A 25,362-nucleotide genomic window follows, 5' to 3' on the forward strand; every position below is an offset into this window, starting at 1 on the left:
AGTCCTGGGGGCATCGCACGGCGAGATTCTCATCACGTCGAGTCACGGGGCGCGGTGCCGATGGCGGTCCTCCGGCTCATCGGCGCGCCGGCGCGACCCGGCGCAGCAGCAGATAGGCCTCGCAGCCGAGGCAGTACGAGAAGACCGCGTTCAGGAACGCCGCGGCAAGTGCGCAGCCGGTGGCCGCCATTCCCAGCCACTCGGGCCCCCAGCCGTAGCCGACCAGCCCGACCAGCGCGAAGACGAGCCCCACCCCCTGAGCGAAACGCGGCGGGGCGGGAGACTCGACCTGTGTGGCAGGACCGATCCTCGGCCGCACCACGGTGCGGAACAGCAGGCCGTACGGTGGGTGCTGCGCCCCCGCCGTGGCACCCACGGCGAAGCACAGGGTCTGCCAGGCGAGCAGCACCTCGCTGGAGGTGACGAGGACGATGGCCAGCACGGCCGTGGTGACGGCCGCGCCGAAACGCGGTCCTCTGACGTCGATGTCCATGCGGCCCAGCATCCCCCGGGGCGCGCGGAGAGCGGGGGCGGGAATCATTGCGGTCCTGTGAACGCTGGAGGGGAAGATGACGGGAGTGGTGGTGTGCGCGGCGGTCCTCGCGGTGGCGGGGGTGTTCGGCCTGCTGCACCGGCGGACCAGCGGGAGGATGAAGGTGCGCGGGCGGGACGTGGAGCGCAGGCTCGGGGAGGCCGAGTTGGGCGCGCGTTTGGGGGAGCGGGCGACGCTCGTGCAGTTCTCCAGCGCCTTCTGCCAGCCGTGCCGGGCGACCCGGCGGACCCTCATCGAGGTCGCGGACATGGTCGACGGCGTCGCCCATGTCGAGGTCGACGCGGAGGAAAAGCTTTCGCTGGTGCGCGAACTGGACATCCTGCGCACCCCGACCGTACTGGTGCTCGACGCGCGGGGCCGAATCGTACGGAGGGCGTCGGGCCAGCCGCGCAAGGCCGATGTGATCGCGGCCCTCGGCGAGGCGGTCTGAGGCGCCTGCGCCGCCGTGACACAGCTCCCATCTGTTCAGGTCGACTTGACTGCGCCTGCCGACAATCGTCAGTCTGACGATGTGCCAACGGAAATCCTTCTTGTCGGCCGGACCCGTCTGGATCCGGCCCGTGACGCGAGCGCGTGTTGTCCGGGTGTCTGAGCAACCACGGACCCGATCGCACCTCTCGCAGAAGGACAACTCCTTGACGGCCACGCCCGACCTCGCCGCCCATCGGCAGGCTTCTCCCGATCTCCTGCGTTCCGTCTTCCGGCAGCACGCGGCGGGCGTCGCGGTCGTCACCGCACACGGTGACCGTCCCGTCGGGTTCACCGCGACGTCACTCAGCTCCGTGGCCGCCGAGCCTCCGCTGATCTCGTTCGGCATCGGCACCGCCTCGTCCAGCTGGCAGGTCGTCTCCGAGACCGAACATGTCGGGGTCCACATACTCGGCGAGCACCAGCGCGAGCTGGCCGCCACGTTCGCCCGCAGCGGCGCCGACCGCTTCGGCCCGCCCACCCGTTGGCGTATCGGCCCGGAAGGCGTTCCGCTTCTCGACGGTGTGCTGGCCTGGCTGGTCTGCCGGGTGGTCGCCCGGGTGCCCGCCGGGGACCATCGCGTGGTCCTCGCCGAGGTCGTCGCCGGTGACCCGGCGGGAGCCGGCCGCCCCCTCCTCTACCATCAGGGCCGCTTCAATGCGCTCAGGGACTGAGGATCCAGGGCGCGGCGAACGGCGCCGACGAAGGGCCGCGGCGTTGGCAAGGTCACAGTTCCAAGCGCTTGCTCAGTGGGAAAGATCTGGTTGTACTGGCGAGTAATATGACGTTCGGAACCCCGGTCGCCCTGACCGGAAACCCCGCCTTCAGGCGCCTATGCTGCCTGCACAAGGCAGCTCAGTAATGACGATGCAGTAGGAGAGCCGGCGTGAGCTTGAGGATCGTTGTCTGTGTGAAGTACGTGCCCGACGCCACCGGCGACCGGCACTTCGCCGATGACCTGACCGTCGACCGCGACGATGTCGACGGCCTGCTGTCGGAGCTCGACGAGTACGCGGTCGAGCAGGCGCTGCAGATCGCCGACGAGGCGGACGACGCGGAGATCACCGTGCTGACCGTCGGCCCGGAGGACGCCAAGGACGCGCTGCGCAAGGCGCTGTCCATGGGCGCCGACAAGGCCGTTCACGTCGAGGACGACGATCTGCACGGCACCGACGTCATGGGCACCTCGCTGGTGCTCGCGAAGGCGATCGAGAAGACCGGCTACGACCTGGTCATCTGCGGTATGGCCTCGACCGACGGCACCATGGGCGTGCTGCCGGCGGTCCTGGCCGAGCGGCTGGGTGTTCCGCAGGTCACCCTGCTCTCCGAGGTCTCCGTCGAGGACGGCACCGTCAAGGGCCGCCGTGACGGCGACACCGCGTCCGAGCAGCTGGAGGCGTCGCTGCCGGCCGTCGTGTCCGTGACGGACCAGTCGGGCGAGGCCCGCTACCCGTCCTTCAAGGGCATCATGGCCGCCAAGAAGAAGCCGGTGGAGTCCCTGGACCTGTCCGACCTCGACATCGAGGCGGACGAGGTCGGTCTGGAGGGTTCCTGGACCGCGGTGGACTCCGCGGCCGAGCGTCCGGCCCGTACCGCGGGCACCATCGTCAAGGACGAGGGCGAGGGCGGCAAGCAGCTGGCCGAGTTCCTGGCCGGCCAGAAGTTCATCTGAGCTTCGGTCATCACCCCTACCGCCCCGCATACTTCGCAAGCAGGAGAGAAGACGTCCCATGGCTGAAGTTCTCGTCTACGTCGACCACGTGGACGGTGCCGTCCGCAAGCCCACCCTGGAGCTGCTGACGCTGGCCCGCCGCATCGGCGAGCCGGTCGCCGTCGCGCTCGGCTCCGGCGCCGAGGCCACCGCCGCCACGCTCGCCGAGCACGGCGCGGTCAGGGTGCTCACCGCCGACGCCCCCGAGTTCTCCGAGTACCTCGTGGTCCCGAAGGTGGACGCGCTGCAGGCCGCGTACGAGGCCACCTCGCCCGCCGCCGTGCTGGTGCCGTCCTCCGCCGAGGGCAAGGAGATCGCGGCGCGCCTCGCGGTCCGCATCGGCTCGGGCATCATCACCGACGCGATCGACCTGGAGGCCGGCGACGAGGGTCCGGTGGCCACGCAGTCCGTGTTCGCCGCCGCGTTCACCACCAAGTCCCGCGTCTCCAAGGGCACCCCGGTCATCACCGTGAAGCCGAACTCCGCCCCGGTCGAGGCCGCCCCGGCCGCCGGCGCCGTCGAGGCCCTCGCGGTCACCTTCGGGAGCGCCGCCACCGGCACCAAGATCGTCTCCCGCACTCCGCGCGAGTCGACCGGCCGCCCCGAGCTGACCGAGGCCGCGATCGTGGTCTCCGGTGGCCGTGGCGTCAACGGCGCCGAGAACTTCTCGGTGATCGAGGCGCTCGCCGACTCCCTCGGTGCCGCCGTCGGCGCCTCCCGCGCCGCCGTCGACGCCGGCTGGTACCCGCACTCCAACCAGGTCGGCCAGACCGGCAAGAGCGTGTCCCCGCAGCTGTACATCGCCTCCGGCATCTCCGGCGCGATCCAGCACCGGGCCGGCATGCAGACCTCGAAGACCATCGTGGCCATCAACAAGGACGCCGAGGCCCCGATCTTCGACCTCGTCGACTACGGCGTCGTCGGCGACCTCTTCGAGGTCGTCCCCCAGCTGACCGAGGAGATCAAGACCCGCAAGGGCTGAGCTCGACAGGCATCCGTACGGGGCCGCGCGGTGATCCTCACCGTGCGGCCCCGCGGCGTTGCAGGGGACCATTGACGCAGGTCAGTCACCCAGATAGCTTCACCATACGGATTACTGATTCCGTGCAGCGGAAAACAGGAGGGTGAGCAGCGATGGGTCAGCAGGAGAAGGTGGCGACGAGCCTCGCCGGCGCGGTCAGCGAGGACATCAGCGCCTCCCTCGCACCGGTGGACGCCGAACTCGCCCGCCGCTACCCGGGAGACCCCGGCACCCGCCAGCCCGTGCACACCGTCTACGTACCGGGCGACGCGTTCGACGCCGGAACGATCCGCTCCTGGGGCGACCAGGCCCTCGCCGCGCTCGACGAGCACGCTCCGGACCCCACGACCCTGGCCCGCGTCCTCGGCCTCTCCGACGAACTCGCCGAGCCCGTGTACACGCGGGTACGCGCCAAACTGGAGCGCGAGCCCGTCGAGGACCTCCGGGTCGACTTCGAGGACGGCTACCACGGCCGCGACGAGGACACGGACGCCGCCCGCGCCGCCCGGCTGATCTCCGAGGCGTACGCGAAGGGAACCGCCGCCCCGTACATGGGCATCCGCACGAAGTGCATGGAGGCCGCCGTACGCGCCCGCGGCATCCGCACCACCGACGTCTTCCTCACCGGCCTCATCGAGCACGGCGGCCTGCCGAACGGCCTCGTCCTCACCCTCCCCAAGGTCACCTATCCCGAGCAGGTCACGGCTTTCGTCCGGCTCCTCGAAGCCTTCGAGAAGACCCACGGGCAGGACGCCGGCCGGATCGGCTTCGAGATCCAGATCGAGACCAGCCAGGCCATCCTCGCCGCCGACGGCACCGCCACCGTCGCCCGGATGATCGACGCCGCCGACGGCCGCGCCACCGGACTGCACTACGGCACCTTCGACTACAGCGCCTGCCTCGGCGTCAGCGCCGCCCACCAGGCGAGCGACCACCCGGCCGCCGACCACGCCAAGGCGATCATGCAGGTCGCCGCCGCCGGTACGGGCGTCCGGGTCTCGGACGGCTCCACCAACGTCCTGCCGGTCGGCGGCACGGACCACGTCCACGAGGCGTGGCGGCTCCACTACGGGCTCACGCGGCGGGCGTTGGCCCGCGCGTACTACCAGGGCTGGGACATGCACCCCGGCCACCTCCCGACCCGCTACGCCGCCGTCTTCGCCTTCTACCGCGAGGGCATGGAGGCCGCCGCCGCCCGGCTCGCCGCCTACGTCGCCAGGACGGAGGGCGACATCATGGACGAGCCCGCCACCGCGAAGGCGCTCAGCGGCTATCTGCTGCGCGGGCTGGACTGTGGCGCCCTCGACGACGAGGAGGTCACCCGTCTCACCGGGCTCGACCGCTCCGAGCTCGACGCCTTCGCGCGGCCGCGCCGGGGCGACCTCACGGCCACGGCCCCGTAACACCGGACGGGGCAACCGGCGCTGCCCCGTTGGCTGTTCGTCACATCACAGGCGGGCGGAGGAACGGGGCAGCGGTGTTCGCGCGCAGAGGGCGAGGCCGTACGGTCCGCGGTTGCCGGCGCCCGCCCCCGTCAGTGGCCGGGCGGAGGGATCTCGCCGGAGCCGCGGGCGATCAGCCTGGTCGTCAGTTCCACGCCCGCCGGTTCGTCCGACACCCCGTCGAGTCGGCGGAACAGCCGCTCGGCCGCCGTACGGCCGAGCGCGGCCGCGTCCTGGGCGATGACCGTGATGCCGAGCAGATCGGCGAGCTCGATGTCGTCGAACCCGACCAGGGCGACCGGTGTCTCGCGGCCCGCCAGCAGTCGTACCGCGGTCACGGTCACCCGGTTGTTGCCGGCGAAGACGGCGGTGACCGGATCGGGGCCGGAGAGTACCGCCTCCGTCGCCGCGGTGACCCGTGCCGGGTCGGTCGATCCGAGGGACACCCAGCGCTCGTCCACCGGAAGCCCGGCGTCCTCCATCGCCGCCCGGTAGCCCCGCAGCCGCTCCACGGCGGTGTGGATGCGCGGCTGGTCACCGATGAACGCGATCCGCCGGTGCCCGTGCGCGATCAGATGGGCGACCCCCTCCCGCGCACCGCCGAAGCTGTCCGACAGCACGACGTCCGCGTCGATGCGGCCGGCGGGCCGGTCCACGAACACGGTCGCGATGCCCGCCTTGATCTCCGGTTCCAGATAGCGGTGGTCGTGCCCTGCGGGGATCACGATCAGCCCGTCCACCCGGCGGGCACACAGCGCGAGGACAAGCTCCTGCTCGCGGTCCGGGTCCTCGGCGCTGGAACCGTTGATGAGCAGCGCACCGTGCGCCCGGGCGACCTCCTCGACCGCGCGGCTCAGCGGGCCGTAGAACGGGTCGGCGAGATCTTCCAGGACCAGCCCGATCGAGGCGGTACGGCCCTTGCGGAGCACCCGCGCGCTGTCGTTGCGCCGGAAGCCCAGTGCCTCGATGGCCTCCTGCACCCGGCGCTCGGTGTCGGGGGTGACGCCCGCCTCGCCGTTCACCACCCGCGAGACCGTCTTGAGCCCCACTCCGGCACGCGCGGCCACGTCCTTCATGGTGGGCCGGTTGCCGTAGCGGGTTTCGGGGCGGCGGGCGAACTCGGCCACGATGCGCTGTCCTGTCGTCGTCGGGGGCGCCCGTTCGGGCACATGTCGGGTGTCGCCTGCGGGCGCTTCGGGCGCTGTGCGAGGCTGTGGCGTCGAGCATAGGCCCTGGACAACGTTGTCAGGGGAATGGAGACTGGTCACCGAAGCCGCAGGTCCTCCCCCCGCACCCCCAGGTGCGGGGGGACCCCCAGTCCCCGGGAGATCGCACACCGATGCATAACGACCTCGTCGCCGCTCTCGACATCGGCGGTACCAAGATCGCCGGAGCGCTGGTGGACGGCAGCGGCAGCATTCTCCTCCGGGCACAGCGGCCGACTCCGGCGCGCGAGGACGGGGAGACCGTGATGCGCGCCGTCGCGTCGGTCATCGGCGAGCTCGCCGGCTCACCGCTGTGGCTGCACGTCACGGCGGTCGGCATCGGCAGCGCGGGTCCGGTGGACGCCTCCGCCGGTACGGTCAGTCCGGTCAACGTCCCTGGCTGGCGCGGGTTTCCGCTGGTGGACCGGGTGCGGGCGGCCACCGGCGGCCTTCCCGTCGAACTGGTCGGCGACGGTGTCGCGATGACCGCGGCCGAGCACTGGCAGGGTGCCGCGCGCGGCTACGACGACGCGCTGTGCATGGTCGTCTCCACGGGAGTCGGCGGCGGGCTCGTCCTCGGCGGCAAGCTGCACCCGGGACCCACCGGAAACGCCGGCCACATCGGCCACATCAGCGTGGACCTCGACGGCGATCTGTGCCCGTGCGGAGCCCGTGGCTGTGTGGAGCGGATCGCCAGTGGTCCCAACATCGCGCGCCGGGCGATCGAGCGCGGCTGGCGCCCCGGTCCGGACGGCGACGCGTCCGCGGCGGCGGTGGCCGCGTCGGCAGCCGCCGGCGACCCGGTCGCGATCGCCTCCTTCGAGCGTGCCGCGCAGGCGCTCGCCGCCGGAATCGCGGCCACCGCCACGCTGGTGGAGATCCGTATCGCCGTCATCGGCGGGGGAGTTGCGGGCGCGGGTGAGATCCTCTTCGCTCCGCTGCGCCGCGCGCTGCGCGACTACGCCACACTCTCCTTCGTCCAGGGGCTCATCGTGGCACCGGCCCTCACGGGCACGGACGCGGGCCTCCTGGGAGCGGCCGCCGCGGCGTCGCCCGGCCTGCGCGGGGAGACGGCGGCGACGCTGAAGGGCTGAACGGCTGAAGGCCTGAAGGGCTTTGAGCTCTGCGCGACTCGGGCAAGGCCGGACGGCACGGTGCGACGCTCGACCTTCGTGCCTCGTCGGAGCCCTCACCCGGTACGCACACGGCCGTGCTGTGCCGGAGCCATCACTCCGGCACAGCACGTGTGTCCCAGGACCCGGACCGACCGTGTGGGTCAGTCCTTGTGCTGCTGGCTCAGCGCCAGCGCGATGTCGACGACCTGGTCGTCGTCCGGGAAGTCGCCCTTGTTCGTGGCGTCTCCGGTCAGCAGGTTGACCTTGTAGAAGCCGGCGACGCCACCGACCGTGAGAGCGGCGAAGCCCTGGTTGGTGCCGTTCTTGGCCGAGGAGTAGATGTCGAAGCCGGCCGGCAGGCCCGCGTCGACACCGAGGTCACCGGTGGGAACGAGGGTGCCCGCGTTCGCCGGGGACTGGATGGAGACCCGGTTGTTGACCGTGTCGATGACGAACAGCGTCGTGCCCGTCGAGGCGTCCAGGTCGTTGTTGGTGTAGGCCGCGCCGGTGACCCCGAGCGCCGCTCCGGGCGGCGTCGTGTTGGTCAGCGGGGTGTCCACGACGGTGGTCAGCGGGTCAGACGGGTCGTCGATGTTGTGACGGAGGTTCTGACCGGTGTCGCTGGTGATCCGAAGGCGGTTCGCGGCGGGGTTGAAGTCCACGCTGAACTGTGTGCCGGCCAGGGCGACCGTGAGCTGGTGGACCTTGGTCGCCTGTGCGGTCTGAGGGTTCACGGTGTAGACGCCGCCCTGGTTGCCGACCCCGTACAGCAGGCCGTTCTGTACCCGGTAGTCGATGCCCACGAGCGTGGTGTCCACGGTCAGCCCCGTCACGGCGCCGATCGACCGGACGTCGCCGGGCTTGTTCTCGCGGAACGAGACCAGTCGCTGGTCACTGGTGAGGCCGATCACCTTCAAACTGTTCCCGCCGCTTCCGTCGCCTCCGTCATCCATTCCTACGGCGGTCGCCGGCGCGGCCGTGGCGATCGAGGCTGCGAGGGCGAGGGCGATTACTGCTGCACGCATTAGATCTCCGAGATCTCTTCGGACGCCCCCATCCGATGAGGCGTCAACACGCCGACGATAAGCATGTAAATCACCGTATGGCTTGATGAAATGACCCATAAGGCGTCACCTGCTGCGCCAAGTGAGGGACACGAGCCGCTTGAGCGGCAAGCGCTGTCCGGCCGACCGGGGCACCGCACCGACAGCGCCGCTCCCAGCGACCGATCCGACCTGACCCGATCCGTCGCGACCCGACCCGACCCGACCGGGACCGACCCGACCCGTCCCGTCCCGGACCGACCCCGGTAATCTGCGGCGGCACCGGCCCCCAGCCGTTCACCTCGCTCAGCCGGCGAGATCGCCGATGACCTCACGGTTGCCGAGCATCTCGAACGTCGCCGGGGTCGCCTTGCGCAGGTCGGATCCGATGAGCAGGGGCGCCGCCATGATCGACCACATCGAGAAGTGGCTCCGGTACTCGACGTCCGTCATCCCGCCGTTGCCGCCCTCCAGCATGTCGGGGTCGTTCCACCGGCCGGGACCGGCGTACGGCGCGAGCGGCGGATTCTGCTTCGTGATCGACAACATGGAGCCCGAGTTGTCGCTGATGTCACCGGTCGTGCGCCACAGATGGCCGGTGTCCGCCGCCCATTCCCAGGGCTTGTTCTCGCCCCCTTCCTCGCCCGAAAGAGCGGCGCCCGGGGTTTCCCGGACGCGGTCCTGCGGCATCAGGATCATGAGCACGACAGAAGGGGACCCCACGCATGGCCTGGTACCCAGGCGCCACCAAGTACGAGCTGCAACCCGAGTCGGACGCCCAACCCGCCATCCGCCCCACGCAGTTCATCCTGCACAGCATCGCCGCACCGTGGACCGCCCGGCGGATCTACGAGTACTGGAACGAGAGCACCAACCTCGAGTCGCACTTCGGACTCGGTTACGAGGGCGACCTCGGCCAGTACATCGGCACCGAGACCCGGGCCGACGCCAACTACAGGGCGAACCTGCGCCCCGACGGCACCGGCGCCGTCAGCATCGAGACCGCGTCCAACCTGCAGCACACCGACCCATGGACGGACCGGCAGACCGAGAAGCTCATCGCGCTCGGCGCCTGGCTGCACGAGCGGCACGGCATACCGCTGCGTGTCTGCCGCTCCGCCGCCGACCCCGGCTACGGCTACCACCGGCTCCACGCGGACTGGGCCGTGTCCGGTACGGCCTGCCCCGGAGACGCCCGTGTCCGCCAGTTCAAGAACGTCGTCTTTCCCGGAATCGTCGCCCGCGCGACCGGACAGAGCCCCGCCCCGCCCCAGGAGGACCTCGACATGCCGTCGATGCTGAACGAGTCGAACGCCGTGGATGTCGCACTCCGCTCGGGCGTCTGGACGGGACTGGCGTTCACCGACGCCGTCCTGCACTCGGGTCCGCGCCGCCACTCGACCCTGGTGCACCTGCTGTTCGCCGACAACATCCACAAGGACGCCCGGATCGAAGGCCGCTTCTATCTGACCGACACGGCAGGCAACAACCCGTCCCCCTACCTCACGGTCACGGGGGAGGGTCCCGGCGGCCATCAGTTCCTGTGCTCCGCCGACGTTCCCAAGGGGCGCCATCTGCGCTTCGAGGTCCGCGTCACGACACCGGACGGCTCGGCGGTCCGGCTGCTCCACCGCGTCGCCACGGGCCCGTACTGGGCCCTGTGACCCACCCGCGGGCGGGTTCTCAGTGGCGGAACTCGCCCGCCTGCTGCGGAATCACCACGAGGAACGCGTCCGACTCCAGGTCCATCACGACCTCCGCCGGCACGCCCTCGTCCCGGCGCGCCCGGGCGAACTCCTCGGCCGGCCAGCTCCCTCGCGGATCCCCGGCGGGAAACTGCTCCAGCACCGTACGGCGCATCTCCGCACCCCCTTGCTCATCGTGAACCCCAACGAGGCGCCGTCCGGATGTGTTACGGCCCGGTGCTTCCGCGGGCCAGCCGGTTGCGACGTTTCCGTGGCAGGGTGTTGCGGGCAGTCCACAGGGGGCTACGGAGGAGGGGGAACCGTGATCGTCTGGATCAACGGTGCTTTCAGCGCGGGGAAGACGACCACCGCCCGCGAACTGATCGATCTGATCCCGAACAGCACGTTGTACGACCCCGAGGTGATCGGCGGCGCGTTGCGGTCCCTGTTGCCGCAGAAACGTCTCGCCGAAGTGACCGACCAACAGGACCTGCCAATATGGCGCCGGCTGGTCGTGGACACCATGGCCGCGCTGCTCGCCGAGGTGGGCGGTGTCCTCGTGGTGCCGATGACCTTGCTCAGACAGGAGTACCGCGACGAGATCTTCGGCGGCCTGGCGGCCCGTCGCATTCCGGTCCGGCATCTGCTCCTCCGCCCGGAGGAAACGATCCTGCGGGCACGGACTGCCGCCCGCGAGGAGCCGGACCGTCCCGACCGGGAACAGCGCGTGGGACAAGGGGCGTACGACCACATCGAGCACTACCGCAGCGCCCTCGGCTGGCTCACCGCCGACGCCCACGCCGTGGACAGCTCGCACCTCACCCCGCGCGAGACCGCGGAGGCCGTCGCCGAGGCGATACGCACCGGCGCGGCCCCGGTCAGCGAAATCGTGCAGACACCCGAACCGACCGCCGAGACCCTCGCCGCCGGTGTGCTCCTCTTCGACGAACGCGACCGGGTGCTCCTCGTCGACCCCACCTACAAGCCGGGCTGGGAGTTCCCCGGTGGTGTGGTCGAGTCTGGCGAGGCCCCGGCACGCGCGGGGATCCGGGAGGTCGCCGAGGAGCTGGGGATCCGACTCGACGCCGTACCGCGGCTGTTGGTGGTCGACTGGGAGCCGCGGCGGCCACCCGGCTACGGGGGGCTGCGGCTCCTCTTCGACGGCGGACGGCTCACCGGCGACGACGCGGCCGCCCGCGTGACCCTGCCGGGCCCCGAGCTGCGGGACTGGCGCTTCGCCTCCGAGGAGGAGGCCGCCGGGATGCTGCCTGCCGCCCGCTACGAGCGGCTGCGCTGGGCCCTGCGGGCCAAGGAGCGCGGCACGGTGCTCAACCTGGAGGCCGGTGTGCCCGTCGGCCCGGCATGAGCCGCCGGGTCATGACGCGGCGTCGGCCGCGGCGCTCAGCGCCGCCGCCGCGTCCCGTGTGACCGGGTCGCCGTGTCCGAAGCAGACCGTGGACGGCGCGAGGGAGGCCAGTCGGCGCATCGACGCGAGAGCCGCTGCCCGGTCTACGGTGAACACACCCGGCATCACCTGCCCCACGCCCGCGACCGCGTCCCCGGTGAACAGCGCACCGTGGCGCGGGAGATGGACCGCGATCGAGCCGTCGGTGTGGCCCGGGACGTGCACCACCCGGGTCTCCGCCGCCGAACCCCGGCTCGTCGCCGTCCTCCAGCTCCCGGTCCACCGGGGCCGGCGGCGCCGCGGCACCGTGCGGGCGTGCTCGTACAGCGGGATCTCCCAGTCCAGCAGGACCGGTTGGGGGACGCGCGCCGTACCGCGGATCACCGACGCGTCCAGCCGGTGCGCCAGGACCTCGGCCCCGTACCGGTCCGCGAGCTCCCGCGCCGAGCCGGTGTGGTCGCGGTGTCCGTGCGCGAGGACGATCCGGCGGACGGACGCCGGATCGGCACCGAGAGCGCGAACCGCCCCCTCGATCCCCGCGGCCGCGTCGACGTCCCCGGAACCGATCAGGGTGAACTCCGCACCCTCGCGCCACAGATACGCCTGGCCGATCCGAAACGCAGCATGTGCAGCCGGGGCACTGCCTCGATGACATGCGTACGGCGGACGTAGGCAGCCGCGCACGTCCGCCGCACCGCTCTCCGCTCTCCGCTCTCCGCGAGCTTCGACCAGCGCGTCAGGAGACCGGGGACCCCCGAGGACGCCTAACCCTGCTTCGAGCGCGCGTAGTTCACCAGGAAGTGCGCCTCGGCGACCGACAGCCGCTCCAGCTCCTCGGGCGAGACGCTCTCGTTGACGGCGTGGATCTGCGCCTCCGGCTCGCTCAGCCCGATCAGCAGGATCTCCGCCCGCGGGTAGAGCTCGGCGAGCGTGTTGCACAGCGGGATCGAGCCGCCCATGCCGGCGCTCTGCATCTCCTCGCCCGGGTAGGCGATTCGCATGGCGTCGGCCATCGACGTGTACGCCGGGCTGTTCACGTCCGCGAGGAACGGCTGGCCCTGGCCGACCTGCTCCAGGCTCACCCGCGCGTTCCACGGCGTGTGCTTCTCGATGTGCGCGAACAGCAGCTTCGTCGCCTCGGCCGCGTCCTGGCCCGGCGGCACCCGCAGGCTGATCTGGGCGCGGGCACTGGCCGGAACGGACGGGGTCGCACCGGCGACCGGGGAGCAGTCGATGCCGATCACCGTGACGGCGGGGCGCGCCCAGACACGGTCGGCGACCGTGCCGTGCCCGATCAGGTCCACGCCCTCCAGGACCTTCGCGTCCTTGCGGAAGTCGGCGTCCGGGTACTGGAGCCCCTCCCAGACGCTGTCCGCGGTGAGTCCTTCGATCACCGTCGAGCCGTCCTCGGCGCGCAGTGAGTCGAGGACGCGGATCAGCGCGGCCAGCGCGTCGGGGGCCGCGCCGCCGAACTGCCCGGAGTGCAGATTGCCCTCAAGGGTGTCGATCGTGAGGCGGATCATCGTCATGCCGCGCAGCGTCGCCGTCACGGTCGGCAGTCCCACCCGGAAGTTGCCGGTGTCACCGATCACGATCGCGTCGGCCGTGAGCAGCTGGGGGTGGGCCTCGGCGTACCGCTCGAGACCGCCGGTGCCCTGTTCCTCCGAGCCCTCGACGATGACCTTGACCGAGACCGGCACGCCGCCGTTCGCCTTGAGGGCGCGCAGCGCGAGCAGGTGCATGATGAAGCCGCCCTTGCAGTCGGCGGCGCCGCGCCCGTACCAACGGCCGTTCCGCTCGGTCAGCTCGAACGGGGGTGTGATCCACGCCGACTCGTCGAGCTTCGGCTGCACGTCGTAGTGCGCGTACAGCAGCACGGTCGGCGCGCCCTCGGGGCCGGGCAGCAGACCGTAGACCGACTGGGAGCCGTCGGGGGTGTCGAGCAGCTCCACGTCCTGGAAGCCCTCGGCGCGCAGCGCGCCCGCGACCCAGTTCGCGGCGGCCTCGCACTCGCTCCTGGGCGCCACGGCCGGATCCGCCACCGATTCGAACGCCACCAGTTCCGTGAGCTCCGCCTTCGCACGGGGCATCAGGGATGCGACGGTCTCGGCGATCGGATTCGCGGTCATGGGCACGCTCCTTGTGGGTGCGACGTTGTGTGTAATGCGAAGGTACGGCGATCCTCCCATAGCCGGGCGCCCGCGGGTCGCGCCGTAGGATGCCGTGGAGAGCCCCAGCGACGAGTCGGATCGGGAGCAGAAGCACATCGTGAGCAGCGAGAACGCAGATGCCGTCAGCGGCCAGGGCGAGCCGGTGTGGGATGTCGTCGTGGTCGGCGCAGGGCCCGCGGGAGCATCGGCGGCCTATGCCGCCGCGGTCGCGGGCCGTCGGGTGCTCCTTCTGGAGAAGGCCGAGCTGCCCCGCTACAAGACCTGCGGCGGCGGGATCATCGGTCCCTCACGGGACGCTCTGCCGCCCGGTTTCGAACTGCCCCTGCGGGACCGGGTGCACGCGGTCACGTTCTCGATGAACGGCCGGCTGACGCGTACGCGCCGCTCGCGCCGGATGCTCTTCGGGCTCATCAACCGTCCCGAGTTCGACGCGAGCCTGGTGGAGCACGCGGAGAAGGCGGGCGCGGTGCTGCGCACGGGAGCGACCGTCTCCCGGGTCGAGCAGCACGGACCGGCGGTTCCCGACCGCCGTACGGTCGCGGTCGTCCTCGCGGACGGGGAGACGGTGCTCGCGCGGGCCGTCGTCGGCGCGGACGGCAGCGCCAGCCGGATAGGAGCCCATGTCGGGGTCAGGATGGACCAGGTGGATCTGGGCCTGGAGGCCGAGATCCCGGTGCCGGCGACCGTCGCGGAGGACTGGGCGGGGCGGGTGCTCATCGACTGGGGCCCGATGCCGGGGAGTTACGGCTGGGTGTTCCCCAAGGGTGACGTGCTGACCGTCGGGGTGATCTCGGCACGCGGCGAAGGGGCCGCGACGAAGCGCTATCTGGAGGACTTCATCGCCCGGCTGGGGCTCGCCGGTTTCGAGCCGGCCGTCTCGTCCGGGCATCTGACCCGCTGCCGCGCCGACGATTCGCCGCTGTCGCGCGGACGGGTGCTGGTGTGCGGTGACGCGGCGGGGCTGCTGGAGCCGTGGACCCGCGAGGGCATCTCGTTCGCCCTGCGCTCCGGCCGGCTCGCGGGGGAGTGGGCGGTCCGTGTCGCGGAGGCGAACGACGCGGTCGACGCGCGCCGCCAGGCGCTGAACTACGCGTTCGCCATCAAGGCCGGGCTGGGCGTGGAGATGGGCGTCGGCCGGCGGATGCTCGCGGTGTTCGAGCGGCGCCCGGGCCTGCTGCACGCGGCGATCACGGGCTTCCGGCCCGCCTGGAAGGCGTTCGCCGACATCACGCGCGGTGCGACGTCGTTGGCCGGTCTCGTACGCACCCACCCGCTGGCCCGTCGGGCCCTGGAGGCGATGGACCGCAGCCGGCCCGTCACGGTGGCGCGGGAGCACGAGGCGGCCGAGGAGCCGGGAGGCAGTGGCGAGCCGGAGTCGGACGGGGCGCGCGTCACTCCTTGACGTTGATCAGGAACACCGGATGGTCGGGTGCGGCCGCCAGGATCTCCTCGTCGGAGGATTTGGCGGTCACGCCCTGGAAGTACTGGTTGACCTCCCAGCCCCACCGCTCCAGGTAGGTGCGCAACACCGGCAGCTTCTCGTGGGCGTCCGTCATCTCGGTGGCTGTGAAGCCGCGGACCTTGCGGCCGACGCGCAGCTCGCCGCCGCCCGCGACGCGCATGTTGCGCACCCACTGGGAGTGGCCGCGGGCCGAGATCAGATACCGCTGCGCGCCGTGGCTGTGCGGATTGACGGGGATGCGCTGCATCCGGCCGCTCTTGCGCCCGCGTACGGAGAGCTCGGCGGAGCCCAGCAGGCTGACGCCGTGCCGGGCCAGCCAGCCCACGACGCGGTTGAAGCGGAGAGCGATCGGTCCGGCCTCGAGGTAGTGCGGCGACGACGACATGGTGACCTCCATGGATGAGACCGCGAACCGGGGCGAGAGCACTGCTCTCCGTTGAGAGCAGTGTGCATGAGGGGAGCCATCCAAGGCAAGAGCAGTGCTCTCGTTATTGGTCGGTGCTCCGAAACGTGCCAGACTGGCTCCATGAACAGCGCGAACGACGGGAGCCCTACGGGCGGCGGCATCAGCGGCACCCTGCGAGGCGCCCGGGAGCGGGCCCGCAGCGAGATCACCGCGGCCATCAAGGACGAGGCGCGCACGCAGCTCGCCGCCGAGGGCGCCGCCAAGCTCTCCCTGCGCGCCGTCGCGCGCGAGCTCGGCATGGTCTCCTCGGCGCTCTACCGCTACTTCCCGAGCCGCGACGAGCTGCTCACCGCGCTCATCGTCGACGCCTACGACTCCGTGGGCGCCGCCGCCGAAGGAGCCGCGGGCCCGGCCGACGCCGACCCGGTCGAGCGCTGGACCGCCGTCTGTACCGCCGTGCGGGCCTGGGCGCTCGCCCACCCCCACGAGTACGCCCTCATCTACGGCTCGCCCGTGCCCGGTTACGCCGCCCCGCAGACGACCATCGAGCCCGCCTCCCGCGTCGGGCTCACCCTCATCACCGTCGCCCGGGACGCCCACCGCGGTCCCGGCGTCGCACCGCCACCGCTGGCCGCCGAACTGCGCGCCGAGGCGGAGCGGATGGCGGCCGGACTCGCGGCCGATCTGCCCCCGGCGCTCGTCGCGTCCCTGGTGGCGGCCTGGTCCCAGGTCTTCGGGCTGATCTCCTTCGAACTGTTCGGGCAGTTCACCAAGATCGTGGAGGACCGGGACGCCTTCTTCGCGTACTCCGTCGCCCGCATCGGCCGCGACGCGGGTCTCGCTCCCGCCGGCTCCGCCGGCGTACTCCACAGGGAGTACGCGTGATCACCGCGCACGGCTGACGCCCGCCGGCGCCGGCCGGGTCTAGCGTGACCGGTATGGACGAGCAGCGCACCCGCCCTCACGGCGGTCCGCCCTGGACGCAGGGTGGTCCGCCGTGGGCGCACGGCGAACCGCCGTGGTGGCGTCACGGACCCGGCCGCCGGAACGGAACGGACCGGTGGGGCGGAACGCGAGTGCCCTGGCTGTCCAGCCTCCTCGTCGCCGTCTTCGTGATGGTGGGTACGGGCTTCGCGGCCGAGAACCAGCCCGACCGCGAGCCCCTCGACGCCTTGGCCCGCACGCTGCTGCTCGCCGGGCCCGCGATCCTGCTGATGCGCCGCAGACACCCCGTCGCCGTGGTGTACGCGCTCGCGGTGATCACGCTCGTCTACATCGGCGCGGGATATCCGTACGGGCCGGTCTTCGTCACCTTCGCGGTCGGCGTGTTCGCCGCCCTCGTGGCAGGGCACCGCTACGCGGCCTGGGGCGCCGTCGGCCTGCTCTGGGCGGGGCATCTCCTCATCGCGCACTGGCTCTACGCGTATCTGCCGCCGGGCGACGACCGGGCCGCTCCGTGGGGCGGAGAGCTGGTGGGTGCGGCGTGGGTCGCCGCGATCGTCGCGGCCGCCGAGCTGACGCGCGTACGCAGGGAGCAGTGGGCCCGCGAACGCGCCGAACGGGCGGCGGCGGAGAAGCGCCGCACGGACGAGGAACGGCTCCGCATCGCCCGAGAGCTCCATGACGTTCTCGCCCACTCCATCTCCGTCATCAATGTGCAGGCCGGGGTCGGGCTCGCGCTGCTCGACTCCGATCCCGAGCAGGCCCGTACCGCCCTCACCACCATCAAGACGGCCAGCAAGGAGGCACTCGGCGAGGTCCGGCAGGTCCTGGACACCCTCCGCACGCCCGGCGACGCGCCCCGGGCACCCGCACCCGGTCTGGATCGGCTTCCCGAACTCGTCGAGCAGGCCGCCAGGGCCGGGCTCACGGTCGAGGTCGGCACCGAGGGAACCCGGACCGCGCTCCCGCCAGGCGTGGACCTCGCCGCCTTCCGCATCATTCAGGAGGCGCTCACCAACGTGGTACGCCACTCGGGCGCCCGCACGGCCCGGGTCCGGATCGCGTACGCGTCCGGCCGCGTCGATCTCAGGATCGACGACGACGGGCCCGCCACCGGAGGGCACCAGGGCGGCAGCGGCCGTGGACTCGTCGGGATGCGGGAGCGTGCCGCCGCGCTCGGTGGCACGATCGAGGCGGGCCCGCGCCCGGACGGGGGCTTCCAGGTCCACGCCGGTCTGCCGGTCGACCGCAGCCGATGAACGAGGCGTCGAAGGTGGCGAGGGCAGCGAACGCACTTCAGGCATCGAGGGCATCGAAGGCATCGAGGGAGACACCGTGATCCGGGTACTGCTCGCCGACGACCAGTCGCTCGTACGGGCCGGCTTCCGGGCGCTGCTCGACGCCCAGCCGGACATCGAGGTCGCCGGCGAGGCCGCGGACGGCGAGGAGGCGGTGCGCAACGTCGCCGAACTCAGGCCGGACGTCGTGCTGATGGACATCCGCATGCCCCGGCTCGACGGACTCGCCGCCACCCGGCGCATCACCGAGGACGCGACGCTGGACGGCGTGAAGGTCGTCATGCTGACCACCTTCGAGCTGGACGAGTACGTCTTCGAGGCCATCCGCTCGGGAGCCTCCGGGTTCCTGGTGAAGGACACCGAGCCCGAGGAACTGCTCCGCGCGGTACGGGCGGTGGTGGACGGCGACGCGCTCCTTTCGCCCGGGGTGACGCGCCGGCTCATCGCCGAGTTCGCCGCCCGCTCCAAGGAACCCGCCGGGGCCGAGGCTCTCGCCGAACTCACCGAGCGCGAGCGGGAGGTGATGGCCCTGGTGGGGATCGGGCTGTCGAACGAGGAGATCGCCCGCCGGCTCGTGGTCAGCCCGCTCACCGCGAAGACGCACGTCAGCAGGACGATGGTGAAGCTGGGCGCGCGCGACCGGGCCCAACTGGTCGTGCTGGCCTATGAGTCCGGGCTGGTCCGGCCCGGGTGGCTCGGCTGATCCGGCTGATCCGGCCGGCCCCGTGTGCGTGAGAAGCGGCGCAGCACGGTCACCACCCGCACCGGGAAGACCAGGGCGGCGGCGGCCGCCCCCGCGACCAGCAGACCGCGTTCGACGGCGTACGGCATCACGAACATCAGCTTGGGCCCGGCGATCACGCCGAAGACCACCGCGGCCGCGAACGCCGCGCTCAGCAGCGCGTACCCGGTTTCGACGGTGATCGCGTCCCGGTCCGCCTGCGTGCGTTCCCCCATGACCGCGAGTGTCACAGGACGGTGGCGGCACGGGCAACCGTCCCCGCACCGCCACCGTGTCGTCGTCATCCTGAGCGCCCGTGTCGGGCGCCCTGTGTCAGTCGCCCTGGGTCAGTCGCCGACCGATACCTCCTCCGACCGGGGCTCGTGCCGGGTCCGGAGCCCGGACTCGTGGTCCGGTGCGGACCTCGCGACCAGGACCGTCCTTCCGCTCTGTGCGGCGCGCCGCGAACGCAGTCCCGCGAGGGTGATGAGCAGACCCGCCGCCGCGATGACGGTGACCACCACGAGGCCGGGACGGAAGCTGTCCAGCACCTGCTGCGGTGAGCTGCCCGCGTCGCCTCCCGCCGTGATCACCGCGGTGACGACGGCGAGGAAGATCGCCCCGCCGACCTGGATCGACGTGTTCAGCAGCCCGGAGACCATGCCCTGCTCGTGGTCCTCCACCCCGTTGGTGGCCTGGATGTTGAGCGAGGGGAAGACGAGGGCGCACGCCGCGCCGAGCAGCAGCATCGAGGGCAGGATCACCGTGGCGTAGGCAGGCGACAGGTCGATCCGGAGGAAGAGCGCGTAGGCGATCACGAGCAGCGAGAACCCGGTGGCGATCACCCTGGGCGTGCCGAACCGGTCCACCACCGAGCCGATCTTCGTCGAGGAGAGCGCCACCAGCGCACCCGCGGGGAGGAAGGCCAGCGCCGTCTGCAGCGCCGACCAGCCGAGCAGCGACTGCATGTACTGCGTGACGAGGAACTGGAAGCCGACGTAGGAGCCGAAGAAGAACGCGGCACCCAGATTGGCCCGGATCCGGCTGCCAGAGCGCAGCACGCCCAGCCGGATCAGCGGGTGCGTGCTGCGGCGTTCGATCGTCACGAAGGCCGTGAGCAGCGCGGCCGAGGCGAGGAACGACAGCAGCGTACGGGCCGAGGCCCAGCCCGCCTCGGGAGCCTGGACGACGGTGAAGACCAGCAGGAGCATCGCGGCCGTACCCGTGACGGCGCCCGGGACGTCGTAGCCCTTGCCGGAGTCCTCACGGCTGCTCCGCGGGATCAACCTGATGCCCACGAGCAGCGCGATCAGGGCGATCGGCGCGGGCAGCAGCATCGTGAGCCGCCAGCTCACCTCGGTGAGGAGCCCGGACAGCACCAGGCCCATGGAGAAGCCGGTGGCGGCGCAGGTGGTGTAGATCGACAGGGCACGGTTGCGCTGTGGGCCCTCCTTGAAGGTCGTGGTGATGATGGAGAGGCCGGCGGGCGCGGTGAACGCGGCGCTCAGGCCCTTGATGAAGCGGCTCGCGATCAGCAGCGGCCCGGAGTCGACGAGCCCGCCCAGCAGGGAGGCGAGCGCGAAGACGGCGAGCGCGATGAGGAAGACCCGGCGCCTGCCGAGCAGATCGGCCGCGCGGCCACCGAGGAGCAGCAGTCCGCCGTAGCCCAGGATGTAGCCGCTGACGATCCACTGGAGGGACGAGGTGGACAGGCCGAGGTCGGTGGCGATGGAGGGCAGGGCGACGCCGACCATCGAGACATCGAGGGCGTCGAGGAACATCGCGGCGCAGAGCACGAGCAGGGTGCCCCACAGCCGCGGTGTCCAGCGTTCCTGCGATGCGGGGACGTTGAGCGGAGAGGTCATGCGCAGCACACTACATGCGCATGCATTGAATGCAAGCGCATTTAATTCCGATGCAACAATGTGCCGGTTTTCTGCTAACGTGTGGTCATGGCGGCGAAGAAGTCCGAGCGTGCGCTCGTGGACGAATGGCGTGACGTGCTCGCGCTGCACGCGCGCACGATGTGCGAGCTCGACCGGGAGCTGCATCAGCACGGGCTGGGCGCGAGCGACTTCGAGGTCCTCGACGTGCTGGCCGAAGGAGCCGCGGAGGACGGCGGCTGCTCGTACCGGGTGCAGGAGCTGGCCTCCCGAGTGCACCTGAGCCAGAGCGCCTTGTCACGCCTGGTCGCGCGGCTGGAGAAGGACGGGCTGGTGAACCGCGTGATGTGCAGCGAGGACCGCCGCGGAGTGCGGGTCGCGCTGACGGACGCGGGGCGCGAGCGCCATGCCGAGGTGCAGCCGCTGCAGCGGGCGGTGCTGTCCAGGATGCTGGTGCGGCCGACTCGCTGACGGCTGACGGCTGACGGTGACACGGACGGCCGAGAGCCGACGGAGACGACGGACAGCCGACGGCGGATGGGCGGAGGGTCGACGGCGGATTGCCGGAGGGCCGACCGGCGACGGCCGACGCGGGCTGTTGACGGTTGACCGCTGACCCCGGACGGGGCCCGGAGATGCGGATCGTGAGGTGTGGACCGCGTCGCTGCCGTGTCCTCAGGACCAGGTGATCGCGGACGTCTCGCGCCACAGGCGGGCGAGTTCCTCGTCTCCGCTCACGGTCACGGCCGCGAGGGGCAGCCGGTTCCACAGGGCGAGGTAGAGCCGGCCCGCGGGCCCGCTCAGCTCACAGTCCGCGGGCCCTTCTCCCGTACGGTCGGCACGCGCGGGCTCGTCGGACAGCCGCACGGTCCAGACGTCGTCCGTGTCCGTGGCCCTCACCCGCAGGACCCGTGGCCCGGCCGTCCGCACCCGGCTGCTCCGGCGGGCGTGGAACGCGCACAGCAGTTCGTCGACACCGTCGGCCGCGAAGCGGGCCGCCACGGGACCGGGCTCGCCGAGCGCCGACTCGGCGTCCACCCGGTGCACGGCGGTCTCATGGGCCTGGCGCCGTGCCCAGAACGCAAGCGGGGAGGGCGCCGGAAGGAAACTCCAGCACTTCAGATCGTCCGGGGCCTCGGCGAGCGCCGCGACCAGCAGGCCGTGTCCCTCCCGGAACCACTCCAGCAGCTCGTCGCCGTCCAGGTCGGGCTCGCCCGAGTCCGGGCGGTACTCCGTGTGCCCCTCGGCCACGAACGCGGTCGCCCAGCGGTGGACCATGCCGGTGTGCCGCAGCAGGTCCCTGACCCGCCAGCCCGGGCACGTCGGCACCGCGGCGTCGGGGCCCGCCTCGTCGGCGGCACCGGCCAGCAACTGGCCCTCCCGGACCAGGGACTTGATCAGCTCGGCGGTCTCCATGCCGGGCATTCTGCCAAGTGCGAGACGTCGGCGTCAGGCGTCAGGCGCCTTGAGGGTGGGCGGAGTGCCGGCCACCGCGCAGCAGCCGTACGAACAGGCCGAGGGCGAGGGACTGGATCAGCACCGAGAGGACCAGCGCGGGGTAGAGGAACCAGACCGAGCCGATGACGGCGTCCCCGAACAGCGAGCCCGCCATGAGGAAGACGAAGACCGTAGGCGCGGCGAGCAGGAACAGCCAGGCACCGGCGAGCGAGGCGTCCTCGTGACGCACGAACAGGCTGTCCACGGCGACGAACACCGCTGTGGCGACGACGACGGCGAGATAGGCGAGCGACGCGGGATTCCCGAAGGTCAGACGGACAAGGCCCGACAGGCGACGCCGGGAGTTCGTGAACCGGGAGTTCGTGAACCGGGACTTCGAGGACCGGGATGTCATGCGGGATGTCATGGCGGATGCCCCCTGAGGTCGATGCGTCCATGGTGCGCGCCAGGGAAGCGCTGTGCCTGAGTACGGCTACTCAGGCCGCCCGTACTCAGTACGCCGGAAGGACCGCCGGTCGGGGGCGTACGGTCAGTGCGCGTGCTCGCGGCGGGGTGCCTGTCCGGAACGGTCCTGCCTGGCCTGTGACTGCTGGATCGGCGTCTGTCCGGTTTCGGCCGGTGCGGACGGGGAGGGACCGGCCGGTGTGACAGGACCGGCCGGTGCCTTCCGGGCCGCGTACCCGATCAGCGCGGCCGCGGCAGCGAGCATCGCCACCGTGGTCAAGGCCACGGGCAGCGAGAACCAGTCGGCGAGGAACCCGATCGCGGGCGGGCCGAGGAGCATGCCGCCGTAGCCGAGCGTGGAGGCCGCCGCCACCCCACCGGGACCCGCCAGTGCGCCGGCGCGTGCCACCGCCACCGGGAAGATGTTCGCCAGCCCGAGGCCGGTCACGGCGAACCCGAGCAGTGCGAGCCACACCGTCGGCGCCAGCGCGCCGAGCAGCATGCCCACTGTGGCGGTCGCACCACCCGCGACCAGCGTCCGGGTCTGGCCGAGCCGCTCCAGCAGGGTCGTACCGGAAAGCCGTCCCGCCGTCATGGCCAGCGCGAACAGCGAGTACCCGGCGGCCGCGACACCCGCGTGCGCGCCGAGGTCCTGTTCCAGGTGCAGCGCGCCCCAGTCGGCCAGCGCGCCTTCGCCGTACGCCGTGCACAGGGCGATGACACCGAAGAGCGCGACGAGCCGGCGCGTACGGCCGGAGAGGCGGGCCGGGCCGGCCGCCGGAGCATCCGCCGTCGAGGCCGACCGCCCGGGGGGCTCGGGGGAGGGGTGACGCAGCAGCACAGGTCCGGCCGCGGCGGTGACCAGCAGCCCGATGCCCGTGAGGGCGAACAGGTGCGCGGCGGGCGACAGGCCCGCGGCCACCAGCCCGCCGAGCCCCGCGCCGATCATGCCGCCCAGGCTGAAGGCGGCGTGGAAACTGGGCATCACGGGCCGTCGCAAGGCCGCGACCAGATCGACGGCTGCGCTGTTCATGGCCACGTTGATGCCGCCGTACGCGGCGCCGAACACGAGCAGCACCAGCCCCAGGGTGAGCGAGGAATGCGTCTGTGCGGGCAGCGCGATGCTCAGGCACAGCAGGACCGCGGCCGCGACGGTCAGCGGATGGCTCCCGAAGCGACGGCACAGCCGCCCCGTCAGTGTCATCGTCACCACGGCCCCGGCCGACACACCGAGGAGCGCGAGCCCCAGATCGCTCGCGGAGGCACCGGTCTGCTGCTTGATGGCGGGGATACGGACGACCCAGCCGGCGAAGAGGAAGCCGTCGAGGGCGAAGAAGACGGTGAGCGCGGCGCGAAGGCGGGTGAGGGAGTGAGGGGCGTCGAGTTTGTTTAGTGGCGGCACAAAGTCAGGATAGGGCCCGGCGCGGCTCCCGCACAACCGAGGCTCCGGTGTACGGGCCTCTCACCACCGGCTCCTGGAAGTGCGCGAGCCGTCACAGGCTTCTGGAGGTGCGCGCCCTCCCGCCACCGTCGAGCGTCGTGAAGTCCGGGCGAGGCGCGATGTCCGGGGCGGACGCGAGGGGAACCGGCAACCGGCCACCCGGCAACCGGCCACCGGGCGCCGGATCGCCCACCGGGCCTGCGGGATCATGGGAGACTTCGCCCATGAACGGCAAGGTGACGAGCACCCGGACGAAGCTGGAGAGAGGCCGCAGCGCACTCGGGCCCGCGTTGGAACTGGTCCACACGGGCCGCGCGCCCACCCGGGCCGTCCTGACCGCCGAACTGGGCGTCACCCGCGCCACCGCCGGTGCCGTCGCCGCCGAACTCGAAGCGCTCGGCCTCATCCGGGTCGACTCCAGGCCCGGCGCGGCCGCCGGTTCCCAGGGGCGTCCCTCGCATCGCCTCGCCGTCGACGACGCGGGGCCCGTCGCCCTCGCCGCCCAGGTGCACGCCGACGGATTCCGCGCCGCGCTGGTCGGCCTTGGCGGCACCATCGTCGCGACCGCTCCCGGCTGTGTCACGGTCTCCGCCGACCCGGCGCAGGTACTGGGCGAGGTCGTCGACGCCGGCGCGGCACTGCTGCGCGCCACCGGCCGACGATGTGTGGGCGCCGGCCTCGCCGTCCCCTCCGCCGTGGCCGAGCCCGAGGGAACCGCGCTGAATCCCCTCCATCTCGCCTGGCCCGCCGGTGCCCCGGTCCGCGACATCTTCGCCGAACGCGTCCGTGCGGCCGGAGTCATGGGACCGGCCTTCACCGGCAACGACGTCAATCTCGCCGCCCTCGCCGAGCACCGGCACGGTGCCGGTCGCGGGGCCCAGCACCTGCTCTGCGTGGCCACCGGCCATCGTGGTGTCGGTGGCGCTCTCGTCCTCGACGGACGTCTGCACACCGGCAGTTCAGGCCTCGCCCTGGAGGTCGGCCACCTCACCGTCAACCCCGAGGGGCGCCCCTGTCACTGCGGCAGTCGCGGCTGCCTCGACGTCGAGGCCGACCCGCTCGCCTTCCTCACGGCCGCCGGCCGCGACCCGGGCCCCGAAGTCTCCCTGCTCCAGCAGTCCCGGGACCTGCTCAGCACGGAGTACGGCGACCCGTCGGTGCGTGCGGCCGCCGAAGAACTCATCGACCGTCTCGGCCTCGGCCTCGCCGGTCTCGTGAACATCCTCAACCCCGACCGCATCATCCTCGGCGGCCTCCATCGTGAACTCCTCGACGCCGACCCGGAACGCCTCCGCGCAGTCGTCGCCGACCGCAGCCTGTGGGGCCGCAGCGGCAGCGTGCCGATCCTGCCGTGCACGCTCGACCACAACAGCCTGGTGGGCGCGGCGGAGTTGGCCTGGCAGCCGGTCCTGGACGATCCCCTGAGTGCCCTGCCGCAGCCCGTGTCCTGAGGACCGACCGGGCGGCCGACTTCCGATCGGCCGCTGA

Annotated in this window: 26 protein-coding genes and 1 pseudogene; 14 read left to right on the forward strand and 13 right to left on the reverse strand. The window is 71.8% G+C overall.

Annotated features, from left to right (window positions below; translation table 11 throughout):
* Positions 1-76: 76 nt before the first annotated feature.
* Positions 77-493: a DUF4395 domain-containing protein gene (locus tag ACIQMR_RS19165; RefSeq protein ID WP_401388260.1), complete on the reverse strand. Its 417-nt coding sequence runs from the start codon at positions 491-493 to the stop codon at positions 77-79.
* 76 nt (positions 494-569) lie between these two features.
* On the opposite strand from ACIQMR_RS19165, the gene ACIQMR_RS19170 reads away from it, so the two are divergent.
* From ACIQMR_RS19170 to ACIQMR_RS19190, 5 genes are all read left to right on the forward strand, one after another.
* Complete coding sequence (locus tag ACIQMR_RS19170; RefSeq protein ID WP_401388263.1) at positions 570-983, forward strand: TlpA family protein disulfide reductase; 414 nt, start codon at positions 570-572, stop codon at positions 981-983.
* A gap of 205 nt (positions 984-1,188) precedes the next feature.
* A complete protein-coding gene (locus ACIQMR_RS19175) occupies positions 1,189-1,695 on the forward strand; it encodes a flavin reductase family protein (protein ID WP_401388266.1) in 507 nt (168 codons plus the stop codon).
* 212 nt (positions 1,696-1,907) lie between these two features.
* Positions 1,908-2,693, forward strand: coding sequence for an electron transfer flavoprotein subunit beta/FixA family protein (locus tag ACIQMR_RS19180; RefSeq protein ID WP_401388269.1), 786 nt, complete (start codon positions 1,908-1,910; stop codon positions 2,691-2,693).
* Between the two features lie 58 nt (positions 2,694-2,751).
* Entirely contained in the window at positions 2,752-3,714 is a 963-nt protein-coding gene (locus tag ACIQMR_RS19185; RefSeq protein ID WP_401388272.1) for an electron transfer flavoprotein subunit alpha/FixB family protein, read from the forward strand.
* Positions 3,715-3,866: 152 nt separating this feature from the next.
* The gene (locus ACIQMR_RS19190) at positions 3,867-5,156 is read left to right on the forward strand and encodes a DUF6986 family protein (protein WP_401388275.1); all 1,290 of its coding nucleotides are present in this window, start codon (positions 3,867-3,869) and stop codon (positions 5,154-5,156) included.
* 131 nt (positions 5,157-5,287) lie between these two features.
* Here ACIQMR_RS19190 and ACIQMR_RS19195 read toward each other — a convergent pair whose 3' ends face one another.
* On the reverse strand, positions 5,288-6,322 hold the full coding sequence (locus ACIQMR_RS19195) for a LacI family DNA-binding transcriptional regulator (protein ID WP_401388278.1): 1,035 nt from the start codon (positions 6,320-6,322) through the stop codon (positions 5,288-5,290).
* 212 nt (positions 6,323-6,534) lie between these two features.
* On the opposite strand from ACIQMR_RS19195, the gene ACIQMR_RS19200 reads away from it, so the two are divergent.
* Entirely contained in the window at positions 6,535-7,494 is a 960-nt protein-coding gene (locus ACIQMR_RS19200) for an ROK family protein (RefSeq protein ID WP_401388281.1), read from the forward strand.
* Between the two features lie 182 nt (positions 7,495-7,676).
* Here the strand turns inward: ACIQMR_RS19200 and ACIQMR_RS19205 are convergent, their stop codons facing one another.
* Positions 7,677-8,540 carry a DUF4394 domain-containing protein gene (locus tag ACIQMR_RS19205; protein WP_401388284.1) on the reverse strand — a complete coding sequence of 288 codons (864 nt, stop codon included), beginning with the start codon at positions 8,538-8,540 and terminating at the stop codon, positions 7,677-7,679.
* Positions 8,541-8,882: 342 nt separating this feature from the next.
* Positions 8,883-9,197 (reverse strand): annotated as a pseudogene (locus tag ACIQMR_RS19210) (alpha-galactosidase); the annotation flags it as partial.
* 86 nt (positions 9,198-9,283) lie between these two features.
* Here ACIQMR_RS19210 and ACIQMR_RS19215 point away from each other — a divergent pair.
* Complete coding sequence (locus tag ACIQMR_RS19215) at positions 9,284-10,222, forward strand: N-acetylmuramoyl-L-alanine amidase (RefSeq protein ID WP_401388287.1); 939 nt, start codon at positions 9,284-9,286, stop codon at positions 10,220-10,222.
* A 19-nt stretch (positions 10,223-10,241) separates the two neighbouring features.
* Here ACIQMR_RS19215 and ACIQMR_RS19220 read toward each other — a convergent pair whose 3' ends face one another.
* Positions 10,242-10,418 (reverse strand): hypothetical protein, encoded by a 177-nt coding sequence (locus ACIQMR_RS19220; RefSeq protein WP_266376356.1) that lies wholly within the window; start codon positions 10,416-10,418, stop codon positions 10,242-10,244.
* A 147-nt stretch (positions 10,419-10,565) separates the two neighbouring features.
* Between ACIQMR_RS19220 and ACIQMR_RS19225 the strand changes: the two genes are divergently transcribed.
* Positions 10,566-11,609, forward strand: a complete 1,044-nt coding sequence (locus tag ACIQMR_RS19225) for an NUDIX domain-containing protein (RefSeq protein ID WP_401388290.1) — start codon at positions 10,566-10,568, stop codon at positions 11,607-11,609.
* Between the two features lie 9 nt (positions 11,610-11,618).
* On the opposite strand, the gene ACIQMR_RS19230 is transcribed toward ACIQMR_RS19225, so the two are convergent.
* Both ACIQMR_RS19230 and ACIQMR_RS19235 read right to left on the reverse strand, forming a co-directional pair.
* On the reverse strand, positions 11,619-12,332 hold the full coding sequence (locus ACIQMR_RS19230; RefSeq protein WP_401388292.1) for an MBL fold metallo-hydrolase: 714 nt from the start codon (positions 12,330-12,332) through the stop codon (positions 11,619-11,621).
* Between the two features lie 80 nt (positions 12,333-12,412).
* Positions 12,413-13,777 (reverse strand): dipeptidase, encoded by a 1,365-nt coding sequence (locus ACIQMR_RS19235; RefSeq protein ID WP_401388295.1) that lies wholly within the window; start codon positions 13,775-13,777, stop codon positions 12,413-12,415.
* Positions 13,778-13,916: 139 nt separating this feature from the next.
* Here ACIQMR_RS19235 and ACIQMR_RS19240 point away from each other — a divergent pair, with 139 nt between their 5' ends.
* Entirely contained in the window at positions 13,917-15,221 is a 1,305-nt protein-coding gene (locus ACIQMR_RS19240) for a geranylgeranyl reductase family protein (protein WP_401388877.1), read from the forward strand.
* Here ACIQMR_RS19240 and ACIQMR_RS19245 read toward each other — a convergent pair.
* Positions 15,211-15,666 carry a nitroreductase/quinone reductase family protein gene (locus tag ACIQMR_RS19245; RefSeq protein ID WP_401388298.1) on the reverse strand — a complete coding sequence of 152 codons (456 nt, stop codon included), beginning with the start codon at positions 15,664-15,666 and terminating at the stop codon, positions 15,211-15,213. The two genes, ACIQMR_RS19240 and ACIQMR_RS19245, sit on opposite strands and share 11 nt — an antisense overlap.
* Before the next feature lie 141 nt (positions 15,667-15,807).
* Between ACIQMR_RS19245 and ACIQMR_RS19250 the strand changes: the two genes are divergently transcribed.
* The 3 genes from ACIQMR_RS19250 to ACIQMR_RS19260 all read left to right on the forward strand — a co-directional run bounded on the left by ACIQMR_RS19250 (position 15,808) and on the right by ACIQMR_RS19260 (position 18,630).
* Entirely contained in the window at positions 15,808-16,572 is a 765-nt protein-coding gene (locus ACIQMR_RS19250) for a TetR/AcrR family transcriptional regulator (RefSeq protein WP_401388301.1), read from the forward strand.
* A 53-nt stretch (positions 16,573-16,625) separates the two neighbouring features.
* Complete coding sequence (locus tag ACIQMR_RS19255) at positions 16,626-17,888, forward strand: sensor histidine kinase (protein ID WP_401388304.1); 1,263 nt, start codon at positions 16,626-16,628, stop codon at positions 17,886-17,888.
* A gap of 76 nt (positions 17,889-17,964) precedes the next feature.
* Entirely contained in the window at positions 17,965-18,630 is a 666-nt protein-coding gene (locus tag ACIQMR_RS19260; RefSeq protein WP_401388307.1) for a response regulator, read from the forward strand.
* Here ACIQMR_RS19260 and ACIQMR_RS19265 read toward each other — a convergent pair.
* Both ACIQMR_RS19265 and ACIQMR_RS19270 read right to left on the reverse strand, forming a co-directional pair.
* Positions 18,591-18,884 (reverse strand): DUF6332 family protein, encoded by a 294-nt coding sequence (locus tag ACIQMR_RS19265; protein WP_401388310.1) that lies wholly within the window; start codon positions 18,882-18,884, stop codon positions 18,591-18,593. The genes ACIQMR_RS19260 and ACIQMR_RS19265 overlap by 40 nt on opposite strands.
* A gap of 111 nt (positions 18,885-18,995) precedes the next feature.
* Positions 18,996-20,513 (reverse strand): MFS transporter, encoded by a 1,518-nt coding sequence (locus tag ACIQMR_RS19270; protein ID WP_401388313.1) that lies wholly within the window; start codon positions 20,511-20,513, stop codon positions 18,996-18,998.
* Positions 20,514-20,600: 87 nt separating this feature from the next.
* Here ACIQMR_RS19270 and ACIQMR_RS19275 point away from each other — a divergent pair, with 87 nt between their 5' ends.
* Positions 20,601-21,002: a MarR family winged helix-turn-helix transcriptional regulator gene (locus tag ACIQMR_RS19275; RefSeq protein ID WP_401388316.1), complete on the forward strand. Its 402-nt coding sequence runs from the start codon at positions 20,601-20,603 to the stop codon at positions 21,000-21,002.
* A 204-nt stretch (positions 21,003-21,206) separates the two neighbouring features.
* Here ACIQMR_RS19275 and ACIQMR_RS19280 read toward each other — a convergent pair whose 3' ends face one another.
* From ACIQMR_RS19280 to ACIQMR_RS19290, 3 genes are all read right to left on the reverse strand, one after another.
* On the reverse strand, positions 21,207-21,947 hold the full coding sequence (locus ACIQMR_RS19280; RefSeq protein ID WP_401388319.1) for a maleylpyruvate isomerase family mycothiol-dependent enzyme: 741 nt from the start codon (positions 21,945-21,947) through the stop codon (positions 21,207-21,209).
* Positions 21,948-21,987: 40 nt separating this feature from the next.
* Entirely contained in the window at positions 21,988-22,383 is a 396-nt protein-coding gene (locus tag ACIQMR_RS19285) for an SCO4225 family membrane protein (protein WP_401388322.1), read from the reverse strand.
* A gap of 135 nt (positions 22,384-22,518) precedes the next feature.
* Positions 22,519-23,835: an MFS transporter gene (locus ACIQMR_RS19290; RefSeq protein ID WP_401388325.1), complete on the reverse strand. Its 1,317-nt coding sequence runs from the start codon at positions 23,833-23,835 to the stop codon at positions 22,519-22,521.
* Positions 23,836-24,098: 263 nt separating this feature from the next.
* Between ACIQMR_RS19290 and ACIQMR_RS19295 the strand changes: the two genes are divergently transcribed.
* Positions 24,099-25,325 (forward strand): ROK family protein, encoded by a 1,227-nt coding sequence (locus ACIQMR_RS19295; protein ID WP_401388328.1) that lies wholly within the window; start codon positions 24,099-24,101, stop codon positions 25,323-25,325.
* The last annotated feature ends 37 nt before the right edge of the window (positions 25,326-25,362 follow it).

Source organism: Streptomyces sp. NPDC091376, assembly GCF_044757085.1.
Lineage (GTDB): Bacteria > Actinomycetota > Actinomycetes > Streptomycetales > Streptomycetaceae > Streptomyces > Streptomyces pratisoli.

What these genes read in the sequence shown, in the direction of transcription:
- ACIQMR_RS19170 (WP_401388263.1), top strand. Translation starts at nt 570, where the DNA reads ATGACGGGAGTGGTGGTGTGCGCGGCGGTCCTCGCGGTGGCGGGGGTG.
- ACIQMR_RS19220 (WP_266376356.1), bottom strand. Translation starts at nt 10,418, where the DNA reads ATGCGCCGTACGGTGCTGGAGCAGTTTCCCGCCGGGGATCCGCGAGGG.
- ACIQMR_RS19165 (WP_401388260.1), bottom strand. Translation starts at nt 493, where the DNA reads ATGGACATCGACGTCAGAGGACCGCGTTTCGGCGCGGCCGTCACCACG.
- ACIQMR_RS19280 (WP_401388319.1), bottom strand. Translation starts at nt 21,947, where the DNA reads ATGGAGACCGCCGAGCTGATCAAGTCCCTGGTCCGGGAGGGCCAGTTG.
- ACIQMR_RS19235 (WP_401388295.1), bottom strand. Translation starts at nt 13,777, where the DNA reads ATGACCGCGAATCCGATCGCCGAGACCGTCGCATCCCTGATGCCCCGT.
- ACIQMR_RS19185 (WP_401388272.1), top strand. Translation starts at nt 2,752, where the DNA reads ATGGCTGAAGTTCTCGTCTACGTCGACCACGTGGACGGTGCCGTCCGC.
- ACIQMR_RS19215 (WP_401388287.1), top strand. Translation starts at nt 9,284, where the DNA reads ATGGCCTGGTACCCAGGCGCCACCAAGTACGAGCTGCAACCCGAGTCG.
- ACIQMR_RS19270 (WP_401388313.1), bottom strand. Translation starts at nt 20,513, where the DNA reads ATGACCTCTCCGCTCAACGTCCCCGCATCGCAGGAACGCTGGACACCG.
- ACIQMR_RS19295 (WP_401388328.1), top strand. Translation starts at nt 24,099, where the DNA reads ATGAACGGCAAGGTGACGAGCACCCGGACGAAGCTGGAGAGAGGCCGC.
- ACIQMR_RS19200 (WP_401388281.1), top strand. Translation starts at nt 6,535, where the DNA reads ATGCATAACGACCTCGTCGCCGCTCTCGACATCGGCGGTACCAAGATC.
- ACIQMR_RS19245 (WP_401388298.1), bottom strand. Translation starts at nt 15,666, where the DNA reads ATGTCGTCGTCGCCGCACTACCTCGAGGCCGGACCGATCGCTCTCCGC.
- ACIQMR_RS19190 (WP_401388275.1), top strand. Translation starts at nt 3,867, where the DNA reads ATGGGTCAGCAGGAGAAGGTGGCGACGAGCCTCGCCGGCGCGGTCAGC.
- ACIQMR_RS19250 (WP_401388301.1), top strand. Translation starts at nt 15,808, where the DNA reads ATGAACAGCGCGAACGACGGGAGCCCTACGGGCGGCGGCATCAGCGGC.
- ACIQMR_RS19285 (WP_401388322.1), bottom strand. Translation starts at nt 22,383, where the DNA reads ATGACATCCCGGTCCTCGAAGTCCCGGTTCACGAACTCCCGGTTCACG.
- ACIQMR_RS19205 (WP_401388284.1), bottom strand. Translation starts at nt 8,540, where the DNA reads ATGCGTGCAGCAGTAATCGCCCTCGCCCTCGCAGCCTCGATCGCCACG.
- ACIQMR_RS19265 (WP_401388310.1), bottom strand. Translation starts at nt 18,884, where the DNA reads ATGGGGGAACGCACGCAGGCGGACCGGGACGCGATCACCGTCGAAACC.
- ACIQMR_RS19255 (WP_401388304.1), top strand. Translation starts at nt 16,626, where the DNA reads ATGGACGAGCAGCGCACCCGCCCTCACGGCGGTCCGCCCTGGACGCAG.
- ACIQMR_RS19275 (WP_401388316.1), top strand. Translation starts at nt 20,601, where the DNA reads ATGGCGGCGAAGAAGTCCGAGCGTGCGCTCGTGGACGAATGGCGTGAC.